Genomic DNA, 12487 nt, shown 5'->3' on the forward strand with positions numbered 1-12487 from the left:
ATCTTCATTCTTTTTCAAGTCATCCCAATTGAGCCACGAAATTTCATTATCCTGACAGTACGCATTGTTATTGCCAAACTGCGAGTTGCTGAACTCATCACCTGCGAGGAACATTGGCGTGCCGCGCGAACACATGAGCACAGTCACCGCATTCTTTTGCAGGCGGCGGCGCAGATTGTTGACATCCTGATTATCCGTCACGCCTTCCGCACCACAATTCCAGCTGTTGTTGTTGTTGTCACCGTCGGTATTTTTCCAACCGTTTGCCTCATTGTGCTTGGCATTATACGAGAACAAATCGTTGAGCGTAAATCCATCATGACAGGTAATAAAGTTGACGGATGCGCATTCACCGCGTTCATCCGGCTGGTACAGATCCGGCGAACCGAGCATACGATAGGTTAGCTGCGTTGCCATACCGCCGTCGCCCTTCAAGAAACAGCGCACATCATCTCGATATTTGCCGTTCCATTCTGCCCAGCGATTGCTGCGTGATGGGAATGAGCCTACCTGATACAGTCCGCCTGCATCCCAAGCCTCTGCAATCAATTTCACCTTGCTGAGAATCGGGTCAACTGCCAGCGATTCCAGCAGCGGCGGATTATGCATCGGCGTGCCGTCCTCATTTCGTCCGAGAATCGACGCCAAATCAAACCGGAAACCATCAATACGGTACTCAATGACCCAATAGCGCAGACAAGAAACAATCATCTGATGCACAATCGGATGATTGCAGTTGACAGTATTGCCACAGCCGCTGAAATTATAATAAGTTCCGTCCGGTGCAAGCAGATAGTAAATCGAATTGTCAACGCCTTTGAGCGAGAAGATCGGTCCATCCTGATTGCCTTCCGCGGTGTGATTAAACACGACATCCAGAATGATTTCCATGCCGTTTTTGTGCAGCGCACGCACCAATTTGCGCAGTTCATCGCCCTCATGCGTCAGTTCATGATCTGCCGAATACGCAGTATTCGGTGCAAAGAAACATACAGGGTTATATCCCCAGTAATCGAGCAGTAATTTTCCGTCATGCACACGCATATCCCGCATCTCATCAAACTCAAAAATCGGCATGAGTTCTACCGCATTGATACCGAGATCTTTCAAATACGGAATTTTTTCAATGATGCCGTCGAACGTGCCCGGATTGGCTACGCCGGACGATTCATGCTTGGTAAATCCGCGCACATGCATTTCATAAATAACCAAGTCCTGCATAGGAATATGCGGAGACTGGACGTTTTCCCAATTAAAATACGAGGAAACAATGCGGCCGCGATAATTGCTGCCCGGAATCGCTTTGGTTCCCCATTTGGACTGACCCGCCACAGCACGAGCATACGGATCGAGAATAATATTATCCGGATCAAACAACATGCCGTGTGCCGGATCATTGGGGCCATCTATGCTGTAGGCATATTCAAATTCTCCAATATCCAGGCCAAAAACAATCATTGCGTATACATTTCCCACGCGATATTCCTCTGGGAATGGAAGCACGGCAAACGGTTTCTGCGCCCAACGACGGAACAGAAGCAAAGAAATGCTCGTTGCCCCCATAGAAGATATGGTAAAGTTCACACCGTTCGGCAATTCATATGCACCATTTTGCAGACAATAGCCCTTACAGGTCTGATAGCCTGCGATTTCACGCATCGGATGCTGAAAAAAGCGCCCGTTTGGTGCACAGAAAGTTGCATGTTCTCCCGTATCTCTACCGTATTCCATCATTTTAGAATGACCCTGTTCGGTCATATAATCCACCTCAATTTCAAACAGCGCATCAAAACGTGCCAGTTTTTCATCTATTTTTCATCACTGTTATTATTATTGCCTGTTTTGCTGAAAATGTCAATTATCTTTGTACATAAATATACGCCAAAAGGCAAATCTATTCTGTATTTTGTCTGTTGCAATCTCCGATAATTATTGTTATACTATTTTGTAAACATCTTCTAAGGGAGCAATCAAATATGTCTCATTTTAACGATCATTTGGACAGTATCGTGCGCCAATTGCAGGCAGGATATAATTCCAATGAACTATTTTTCAATAAAAACGGCTTAGAGCGCCCGAATCCCGGCGAAATCATTGATATTATCAACGATTTTCGTCAGCTGTTGTTTCCGGGATATTTCGGTGCAGACCAGCCGACCCGCACATCTGCGCCGTATTTTGCCGGTCAGATGCTGCATCGCATCTATGAGCGTCTGTATCCGCAGATCCGTGCCGCACTGGCCTATCAGGAAGGCGCACGTTCCCGCTCTGTAGAATTGCGTGCAGAAGAAGCTGCCGCTGAGCTGATGGCAGAGCTGCCGCGTCTGCAAAAGCTGCTTCTTATTGACGTGGAGGCTGCTCTGAACGGCGATCCGGCCGCTGGCAGCAAGGAACAGATCATTCTGTCGTATCCGGGACTGCGTGCCATCTTCACGTATCGCATTGCACACGAGCTGTATATCCGAAATATTCCGTATATCCCGCGCATCATGACCGAACACGCCCACAGCCGAACCGGTATCGACATCAACTCTGGTGCAACCATCGGCGAGTATTTCTTTATTGACCACGGCACTGGCGTTGTTATCGGCGAGACAACCAATATCGGCAATAACGTCAAAATCTATCAGGGTGTTACGCTGGGTGCACTGTCTACCCGTGCAGGCCTCAAGCTGGCTGGCAAAAAGCGCCATCCGACCATTGAAGACGATGTCACCATCTACTCCAATGCTTCGGTTCTGGGCGGAAATACCGTCATTGGCCGCGGTTCGACCATCGGCGGCTCGGCATTTATCACATCTTCGATTCCTCCGTTCTCCCGCGTCAGCATGAAAACACCGGAGCTGACGGTCGATGACTTTGGCGAAAAGGAATATGAAGCATCTTGCGAGAACAAGTAATATATTTTTATTTATTCTATCATTTTGCAAAAAACCACCGTTCAAAAATGAACGGTGGTTTTCGTATTTTCTATCGGTATCTTTACTTGACAACCTGTACCTTAATCATGTTGGTGGTACCGGAAACACCAATCGGCACACCGGAGGTGATAACAGCAATATCGCCAGCCTGCATCAGACCCTGATTCTTTGCTGTCTCCAGCGCAGAGTCAAACAGATCAAAAACATCATCTGTCTCTTCCAGCAGAACCGGAGAAACGCCCCAAGCCAGATTCAGCTGATACCAAACTGTCTTGGTCGGGGTGCAGCCGATAATACCGCAGGACGGACGATAACGAGCTACCATACGAGCAGAACGGCCGGACTTCGTAACCGTAACGATGTCGCGTGCATTCAAGTCATATGCCGTCGTGCAGGTTGCGTGGCAAATTGCATCGGTGATGTCCGGATTTGCCTTTCTGGTGCGAACAAAGAAACGCTTGCGGTAGTCGATGTCCTCTTCGGTACGCTCTGCGATGCGAGCCATCATTGTCAGTGCCTCTACCGGATACAGACCGGCAGCGGTCTCGCCGGACAGCATGATTGCACCGGTGCCATCATAAATAGCGTTTGCAACGTCGGTTACCTCTGCACGGGTCGGACGCGGGTTCTTCATCATAGAATCCAGCATCTGGGTTGCTGTGATAACCTGCTTGCCAGCCAGCGTTACCTTCTTAATCAGCATCTTCTGAATCGGCGGAACATCCTCAGCCGGAATTTCAACGCCCATGTCGCCGCGGGCAATCATAACGCCGTCAGCCAGTGCAACAATACCGTCGATATTCTCAACACCCTGCTGGTTCTCAATCTTTGCAATGATGTTGATATGTCCGCCGCCGTTTTCATCGAGCAGCATACGCAGCTGCTGTACATCGTCTGCAGTACGAACAAAGGAAGCAGCGATAAAGTCAACGCCCTGCTCAATGCCGAACTTGATGTCTGCCTTATCCTTATCGCTCAGATACGGGATGGACAGATGTACATCCGGTACATTGATGCCCTTATGGTTGGAAACCGCGCCATCATTCAGAATGCGGCACAGAATATCCTGCTCCTGGGTCTGCTCAACGCGCAGCTCAATCAAGCCGTCGTCAATCAGAATGCTGGTGCCAGCCTGTACATCCTGATACAGATCCGGATACGTGATGGAAATCTTATTCGGCGTGCCAAGACATGCACGCGGAGTCAGGCGAATCTGCTCACCCTTCTTGAGGAAAATCTTTCCGTCCTGCATATCACCGGTGCGGATTTCCGGACCCTTTGTGTCCAGCAGCAGAGCGATCGGAAGATTGTACTCCTCGCGGACAGCCTTCACGCGGTCAATGCGCTGCTTGTGCTCTTCGTGGCTGCCGTGGGAAAAATTGAAACGTGCGACATTCATGCCTGCACGCGCCATAGCGCGAAGCACTTCGATGTCATCAGTAGCTGGTCCCATTGTACAAATAATCTTCGTTTTTCTCATAAGTACTCCTCACAATCAAAAATGAAAATATAACACGGGTCCTCACAGATGGCAGAGCAGATTATGAAGGAAATGATTCATACAGATAATCTTTCAAAATGTTTCAAAAATGTTACAATTTCGATTTATTTTATCTGCTTTCCCATCCATAAAGACCCGATTTAACCTGTTTTGTAATTTTAACACGCCTCTATAACATAGTCAATTGTTTTTCCCTACTATTCGTACACCATTTCCGTTAAAATATCATACATTTCTGACAAAATCTGTCGTTCTTTCCATGTTTACCAAGGAAAACTTACAAAATATCTACTCATTTCGTTCCATGATGCTCCAAATTATGTCAGAATTCCTGCATGAAAACAAAAAGCCTGTCGCCGTTGCGACAGACTTTTTTCTTTCCGATATGTTTGTCAGATGGAGTAAAAATCGCTCATTTCCTCGCTGCGTTCTACGAGATCTGCGAGGGTAATGTTATCCACAACTTGATTGATGGCGTCATTGAGCTGCTGCCACACCGTCAATGTAACACAGGTCTCCGCCTTTGGACAGTTCTCCACGCCTTCTTCCACACAGGCTACCGGCGCAAGGGAACCCTCTGTCAGGCGCAGAATATCGCCGACGGTGTACTCCTTCGGTGCTCTTGCCAGTCGATAACCGCCAGACGAGCCGCGCACACTCTTGACAAAACCAGCTTTTGTCAAAACACCAATGATTTGTTCCAGATACTTTCCGCTGATGTCCTGCCGCTTGGCAATCGTCTTGAGCGCAATGTTTTCTCCTGTATCATGAACCGCCAGATCGAGCATCAGGCGCAATGCATATCTACCCTTGGTCGAAATCCTCATAAAGGTTTACCTCCTATTTCCCCTATTATATACTAATTTACTAGGAATTGCAACACCTTATTTGTATTTTTTCAAAACAACTCGCATTATCCCTTGTCAGGCTGCGAAAAAAATGATATGATACATGGTACGTTATTATTTATTTCTTAACACATACTTAACATTCGTTTACACCCAATGGAGGATTCGTTATGAAGAAACTGAGCGCATTCTTTTTGCTCTGTCTAATAACTATAACATTAACCGCTTGCGGAAAACCCGCTGATGCTGCCCCTGATTCCATTTCTACCGATAAAACCGGTTCCGCAGAGGCACCGCAAATCGGTTCTGCTGGCAGTGTAGCAGGCTCTTCGGAAGAAAATGTTGATCCGAACACGCGCTCTTTCCGCGACTGCACAGTATCTGTCGTCGGCTACTCTCTCCGCAAGGATGAAAACAACGACACTGCCCTGTGTGTAGAATACGAGTTTAAAAATAATTCCCGATCTGCCGCTTCGTTCAGCACAACAGTCATTCCCAATGCCTATCAGCCAGAGGGAAATGAATCGTTATCTGATGCAGATGTTTTGGAGTATGCAACACCAAAACAGGCGGATGATTTGTATTCCGCTATGCTGACCCGTATCCAGCCGGGAGAGTCTATTACCTGCGCTGCCTACTACAAGCTCAATTCCGAAACATTGCCGGTTACTTTGCAGGTGCGTGATCTGCGTGACAGCACAGCAAAGGCTTTAGTCCGCGAGTTGGATCTCACTGGCTTGACTGTTGAGGCGGCTTCCAGCACAAACACAATCGGCTCTGCCGTATCATAAGTTTTCTATCAAAGAACCTGCCCAGCAGGTTCTTTTTTTATTGATTGACAAGACTTTGCCGTGTGCAGTACAATGTCCTTACATCTCTATGATATGATAGGAGCGTTTTATTATGAACGAAAAAGAAGTCGCAGAATTGCGTCGTCAGCTCAAACGCGACAGAAATAATATTACCAAAGTATACGGCTGCTATGTGAACGAAAATCGCAGCATTGTTTCGACTTTTTCTCAGTCTCTTGCTCTCGCAACCGACGAAGAAGCAGACGCCTACCTCAATCTGCTCAAAAAGTCGTTGTCCGGCACGCTGGGCAAGAATTTAATTGACATTGCCTTCAGCAATCAGCAGGTTATCGGCAGCGAGGAGCACGGCTTACTGATGAAACTGCGCGAAACCAAGCTCGAAGACGAAGAACTGCTGCAAAAATTCTATGACAAAGTCATTTCCTGTGTTTCTCTTGAAGAAAATTATTTGATTCTTATCGCCTGCAATGCCTACGATGTACCATATAAAGCCAAAGACGATACAGAGCTTTCCGATGGCTCTGAGGAAATGTTCACGCACATCTTGTGCAGCATTGCGCCGGTGAAAAAGAGCAAGCCTGGCTTGGGTTATGATTACAACGAACAGCATTTCCATACCTTCGCCGGAGATTGGCTGGTTGCACCGCCGCAGATCGGCTTCCTATTCCCAGCATTCGACGACCGCAGCACGAATATTTACAACGCGCTGTGCTACACCAAAAAGCCGGATGACACCGCACTTCCGTTCATCGAAACCATGTTCTGCACGGATGTTCCCAAACCAGCATCCGAACAGAAAACCTGTTTTGAAGCTCTGCTCTCCCATTCTCTGGAAGAAGAGTGCAGCATGGAAGTCGTACAGGCAGTACATGAACAGCTGACCAATCTCATCGACATGCACAAGGAAAATAAGATTACCGAGCCGTTGCAGATTCATGCGGATACCGTCACTGCAGTTTTAGAGGACTGCGGCGTATCCGAGCAGCACACAGAGGCATTCCGTGAGCAATTCGATGCAGAATTTGGCGAAGGAGAAGCTGTCAGTCCGAAAAACATCATCGACGACAAGCATTTCGATGTGACATTGCCGGAGGTAACAATCCGCGTCAAGCCGCAGGCACGCGATCTCGTGCAGACCAAAACCATTGATGGTATCAAGTACATCATGATCCGCGCCGAAGACAGCGTGGAGGTTAATGGTGTCAGCATCCATTTTGACGACGAAAAAGTGTAAATCTCATAGAAAAACATCCTGTTTTAAGCACAGAACAGGATGTTTTTGCTTTATTCTTTAAAAATCATACCGGCGAATTTCGCAATTTTTAATGCCAAATCCCGCATACTCTTCATTGGTCATCTCATAAAAATACGACTGCACCACGCGAGCAATTCCATTATGTGCAACGAGCAAATAGACCGTATCACTGTCCGCACATACATCATCCAACAGATTATATATGCGCTGTGCCAGATGCAGCATGGATTCGCCGCCTTCATGCCGTTCAACAAATTGTTTTTTGGCTTCTCGGAACGCTGCGCCATCACGCGGTGTAGACTCCCATTTGCCGAAGCATTGCTCGGTCAGACGAGGTTCTGCCTGACGCGGCACACCAGTTACTTCTGAGATATGACGCGCCGTTTCTGCCGCGCGAATGAGCGGAGAATACAGGATTTTGTCCACTTGAACGCCCTGTCGAAGGATTTCTTCTCCGGTTTCTATCGCCTGCTGATGGCCTTTTTCTGTTAATGCGATGTCTGTCGCACCGCAAATCTTATTCTCCACATTCCAGATGGTCTCGCCATGCCGTACAAAATAAAGATGTCCCATGGTTTTTTCTCCAATTATTCTGTAATCATATCCGCTGCAAACAGTGCTGCGCCCAGTGCACCGCACAACTGCGCTTTTTCACTGATAACGAGCTTGGTATTCAGCTTTTCTTCCAGTGTCTGCACCAGACCCTGATTCTTAGAAACGCCGCCGGTCATCATGTACTTCTCTTCGCCGCCAACGCGCTTCGCCAGTGCCGCAGTCTTGGCAGCAACCGCCTTATTTAAGCCGTGTACAATGTCGTCCGGCGCTTTATTCTGTGCGATGAGAGAAACCACTTCGGATTCTGCAAACACCGTACACATACTGGAAATCGTAATGTCTTCTTTATAGTGTAATCCCGTTACACTCATTTGATCCAAGCTCATTTCCATTGTGCGCGCCATCATTTCCAAGAATCGGCCTGTTCCGGCAGCACACTTATCATTCATAACGAAATTGACAACTGCGCCGTTTTCGTCCAGACGAATGACTTTGCTATCCTGTCCGCCAATGTCAATGACCGTGCGAACAGCTGGATCCAAATAATGGGCACCGCGCGCATGACAGGTAATTTCCGTGATGCTCTTATCGCCGCTCTGAATGGCAGTGCGTCCATAACCAGTGGTTACCAGTGCATCAATATCCTCGCGTGTCAGTTTTGCGCTGTCCAGAGCCTGTTCCAAAGCACGTTCTGCGCCGATTGCCGCACCGGCACCCGTTGGCAAAATAATCCCCGTCACGATGTGTTTTTCTTTATCTAAGATGACCACATCCGTGCTGGTCGAGCCGCTGTCGATGCCTGCTACAAATCCTTTGCCCATCTTTCGTTCCTTTCCTTCCATTTGTTCCGGAGCAATGCTCTCCGCGAATGCTTCGAGACGCGTAAGCAGCTGTCCACTGCTTTGAACGGTATAATCCGATTCAATTTTCAGCAGCGGAAGCGCTGCATGTTGTTTGATCTCCGCGTATTCAAAACTATAAAAATCGCAAAATTTTACGGTATGATAGATAATGCCCTTGAGATTTTCGTCGTTATACAGCTGTTTGCGTCCGGTATTGTCCATCATGCGCATACACGGCATCTGATGCAGCAGTTCTCCCGCATACCAATCCATGAGTGCATCAAACGAAAGCTGTTCCGGCGGAGCAACTTCCCCGACCGACCGATTGTTCACGCAACTGTTATTGACAACCGGCAGCGGCATAACTTTCTGCACCATATCAAACAACTCTGCGCCCATGCGTGCACCCAAAACCGTCAAGTAAGCACCCTTTGGCTTATCTTTCGGTACAAATGCCGCACGAAACGCCGCTTCGTCAAATGTCGTTCCCTTGTATGCACCGTATGCCGCAGCAAGTCCTTTGAGCTGTGCCGCAGTGCGCTCTCGGCTGCATGTATCACCACAGTGCAGCATATCAATCATATACAAAAAGTCCAATTTTCCCGATGCATCGAGAATATCATAGACACTGCGAATGGTATCACAACAATTGACAAGCACCAGTTCTTTGATCTGACCTGCCATCACCGCTTCCAGCAGTGCTTTGCCAAAACCGCACAGATTCGGATGAGCGATTTGGTCGGCGCGTTCAAAGCCTTCCGGCATATGATTGACATTCTCACACTGCGCGCCAAACGCCTGCAGCAGTTCAATCGGCGTATATTTACAGACATAATACGTCTTATTCATGTTCTGCACCTCCCAGCATTTCGAGGAATGCACCCAAACGAGTTGCCGTTTGTCCTTCGCCGCCGTGACTGCGGTCGCAGCCATCTCCATCTAAGATGAGAAGCGGAATGCCTGCCTCTTCAAACATGCGCTTGGCGATCTGTGCACCGCCCAAGGTATGTTTGCAGCCCCAATGCGCAAACCAGACAGCACCATCTGCACCCGCCTGCTTGGCATGATAAATGCCTGTCTCAATGCGCCGCTTGATACTGCCATTGAGCGCATGATACACCATGCGCTTTGCCATCGCTTCAAATGGCTGTTCCGGGTCAAACTCTAAATCTTGCGGATAGTTGTGTGCCAGCTCACAGCCGACAATCTGCGCATCCTCACGAAACCGCAGCTGTTTTGCAACAGCTGCCGACCAATACGGAATCGTATGCATCCAGTAAATCCGCTTGCCCTTTGCCGCCGGTGCCTGTTCCACATCATGCAGCAGCATCTGTGTATATTTCTGTTCTTCCTCTGTGCCCAGCAGAATATTTCCTGTCATACCGGCATACAGCGGAGACACCAAGTCACTCGGAATATATTTATCCGCGCGCTTTTTTTGGAACACATCATAATTTTTCATGGTCTGCTTGGTGCGCGCCACACGCTGCTTGACACGTTCTATATCAATGGTCTTACCTGTCTGTTTTTCCAAAAATTTAGCCAGCTCTCTGAGCTGATCGGCAACATATTTTACATTGTCCTCGTTCTGCTGCATCGGCACATCAATGGCAAATGTCGGAACGTCAAACAATTCCGACAGCTTGCGGAAAGTTACCAGATTGGCATCGCAAACCAGATTGGTATACACGATGCACTTCGGCTTCGGCAGCAGTCCCTTTTCTGCGGCACCGAGAAATGTTTTGTGATAGCTGCACAATGTCTCGGACAGACCACTGTTTTCTGCCTGCTGAATACAGCCGCGCTCAATATGTGTACCTGCCAAATAGCAGGAAAATCCCTCTACATTATATGGATTTAAGCCCACTTCCTGCAACAGCTCACACGGCGTAAAAATGCTGACAATCGCCGATTGATCCGGCTTTTTGAGCGGACGAATCATTGTATTCATCATGAGTTCTGCGAGATACCGATCTGCCGGTATCAGCATCTTATCCGTTGTCATTTTTTGACGCAGCTTTTGTACGCTCCATCCGGTGCGCAGAAGCCAGCGCGCCCGCGACGGGCTAGTTTGGCTGAATTTGTCTACATATCCGCCAAATACATCTACAATATCCATAACACCCTTCTTTCTCGATTTTCCATACTGTGCATATTACCCCGTTTTTGTTGGATTGTCAACATTTCAAAAGAACAGGTGTGTTTTTTCACAAACACACCTGTTCTTGTCTTCTTTTATTTGTTATGTTTTGGCAAGCGAACGAGATTTTTAAGCTTTCCAGCAAAGGAATGCTTCTTTTGTTCTTCCGTTTCTACGGGAAGCTGTTCTGCCCCTTCCAGTCCCTGTTGTTTTTGCCGTTTTCTTCGCCGTGAGATGCCCACGACAATGCCAATCGCCAAATATGTCGTGACAACCGACGAACCGCCGTAGCTGAACAGCGGCAGCGTCAAGCCCATAACCGGTCCAATGCCCAGACACATGAAGATATTTTCAAATGTCTGGAACAGCAGCATACTGCCGATACCGACACAAATCAGAGAGGAAATCTGACTTGGCGCATGAAACGCGATGTAATAAATACGGATAATCAGCGCCATGAGCAGTGCTACGATAACCAAACAGCCAACTAGACCCCATTCTTCTCCGGCAACACCGAAAATAAAATCGGTCTGCTTTGCCGGAAGCATGTTGTTCTGGGTTTCATTGCCCTTCAAGAAGCCTGCGCCGAGCAGCTTGCCCGAACCAATCGCAATGCGGCTCTGCTGCTGCTGCCAATAGGTATCCGGGGCAACACTTGGATTAAACAGCACCAAAATTCGATTACGCTGAAATGTACCCAAGCTCTGCCATACAATTGGAACCGCAGCACAGGTCAAGATAACACCGCCTGCAAACCACTTGAGGCTGAGTCCCGCTGCAAACAACATGACCACCGCAATAAATACATACGGCAGAGACATGCCGACGTCCTTCGACGGCAAAATAATGGCCGCCATCATCAAAACAAGATGCAGACCGAACTGCACAAGACTGCTCACTTTATTGAGCTTGTAGCGCAGCAAATTAATGTGCTTGGCAAAGGTAAAGATAAACAGCAGTTTACCAAGCTCTGCCGGCTGAATGCCGAGGCTGCCGAAGCGAAGCCAGCTCTTATTGCCGCCGTTTTCATAACCAAACACAATCAAAGACAGCTGAAATAAAATGTTGATGATGTACACCAGCCGCCACATCGGCGTGTACTTTTCAATGTTGATCGACGACATGATGACAAAGCCGACCAAACCAAGCAGGATGGCAATCGACTGCACGGCAATATACTTGATGCTTCCGCCATCCATCGCATAAGTAGCGGAAAAAATCAGCACCAATCCAAACGCCGAACAAGTCAGTGCCAAAAACAGCAGGATATAATCCAGCGTGCCAAAGTAGCGTCCTATTCTTTCTTTTATTTGTTGCATGAAACCGATGTCCTTTCCGGAAAGCAGGTTCCCTGCTTCCGCAAATGCCGCCCTGTTCGGCAGCATTCGTTCTCAAATTCATTCCTTCTTATCATACCACCTTTCCGCCAAGCGGTAAATACTTTTTTGTCACAAAAATCACAAGCTGTTTTCCTTTTGTTGTTTTTCCCTCATTTTTTGATTCTTTTGATTTTGCTCTTAAATTTGTGTGTATTTTATGCTATACTATGTATGATTCCTACGGCTTTGACTTCAGGCCGTCCATCTGGTATGGCGGAACGGTTCCGTGGATGA

The 12487-nt window shown here is 47.8% G+C and carries 10 protein-coding genes; 3 read left to right on the top strand and 7 right to left on the bottom strand.

The window, feature by feature from the left end; all coding sequences use genetic code 11:
• Positions 1–1659 (bottom strand): glycogen debranching protein (locus ACR0P9_RS02215; protein WP_432617226.1); only part of this gene is annotated, 1659 nt, incomplete at its 3' end.
• Between the two features lie 317 nt (positions 1660–1976).
• Between ACR0P9_RS02215 and epsC the strand changes: the two genes are divergently transcribed.
• Positions 1977–2900 carry a serine O-acetyltransferase EpsC gene (gene epsC / locus ACR0P9_RS02220; protein ID WP_432617217.1) on the top strand — a complete coding sequence of 308 codons (924 nt, stop codon included), beginning with the start codon at positions 1977–1979 and terminating at the stop codon, positions 2898–2900.
• Between the two features lie 82 nt (positions 2901–2982).
• Here epsC and pyk read toward each other — a convergent pair whose 3' ends face one another.
• On the bottom strand, positions 2983–4401 hold the full coding sequence (gene pyk / locus ACR0P9_RS02225) for a pyruvate kinase (protein WP_432617218.1): 1419 nt from the start codon (positions 4399–4401) through the stop codon (positions 2983–2985).
• A 413-nt stretch (positions 4402–4814) separates the two neighbouring features.
• Positions 4815–5249, bottom strand: a complete 435-nt coding sequence (locus tag ACR0P9_RS02230) for an RrF2 family transcriptional regulator (protein ID WP_432617219.1) — start codon at positions 5247–5249, stop codon at positions 4815–4817.
• 191 nt (positions 5250–5440) lie between these two features.
• Here ACR0P9_RS02230 and ACR0P9_RS02235 point away from each other — a divergent pair, with 191 nt between their 5' ends.
• Positions 5441–6061, top strand: coding sequence for a DUF5067 domain-containing protein (locus ACR0P9_RS02235; protein ID WP_432617220.1), 621 nt, complete (start codon positions 5441–5443; stop codon positions 6059–6061).
• Between the two features lie 112 nt (positions 6062–6173).
• Positions 6174–7316 carry a DUF4317 domain-containing protein gene (locus ACR0P9_RS02240; protein ID WP_432617221.1) on the top strand — a complete coding sequence of 381 codons (1143 nt, stop codon included), beginning with the start codon at positions 6174–6176 and terminating at the stop codon, positions 7314–7316.
• Between the two features lie 57 nt (positions 7317–7373).
• On the opposite strand, the gene ACR0P9_RS02245 is transcribed toward ACR0P9_RS02240, so the two are convergent.
• The 4 genes from ACR0P9_RS02245 to ACR0P9_RS02260 form a co-directional block, all read right to left on the bottom strand.
• Positions 7374–7910, bottom strand: a complete 537-nt coding sequence (locus tag ACR0P9_RS02245; RefSeq protein ID WP_432617222.1) for a histidine phosphatase family protein — start codon at positions 7908–7910, stop codon at positions 7374–7376.
• A gap of 14 nt (positions 7911–7924) precedes the next feature.
• Positions 7925–9583, bottom strand: coding sequence for an acyl-CoA dehydratase activase (locus ACR0P9_RS02250; RefSeq protein WP_432617223.1), 1659 nt, complete (start codon positions 9581–9583; stop codon positions 7925–7927).
• On the bottom strand, positions 9576–10853 hold the full coding sequence (locus ACR0P9_RS02255; protein ID WP_432617224.1) for a 2-hydroxyacyl-CoA dehydratase subunit D: 1278 nt from the start codon (positions 10851–10853) through the stop codon (positions 9576–9578). Before ACR0P9_RS02255 ends, ACR0P9_RS02250 begins: the two co-directional genes overlap by 8 nt.
• A 116-nt stretch (positions 10854–10969) precedes the next feature.
• Positions 10970–12193 (bottom strand): FtsW/RodA/SpoVE family cell cycle protein, encoded by a 1224-nt coding sequence (locus tag ACR0P9_RS02260; RefSeq protein WP_432617225.1) that lies wholly within the window; start codon positions 12191–12193, stop codon positions 10970–10972.
• Positions 12194–12487 lie beyond the last annotated feature (294 nt).

The organism is Butyricicoccus sp. (assembly GCF_050872565.1).
Lineage (GTDB): Bacteria > Bacillota > Clostridia > Oscillospirales > Butyricicoccaceae > Butyricicoccus_A.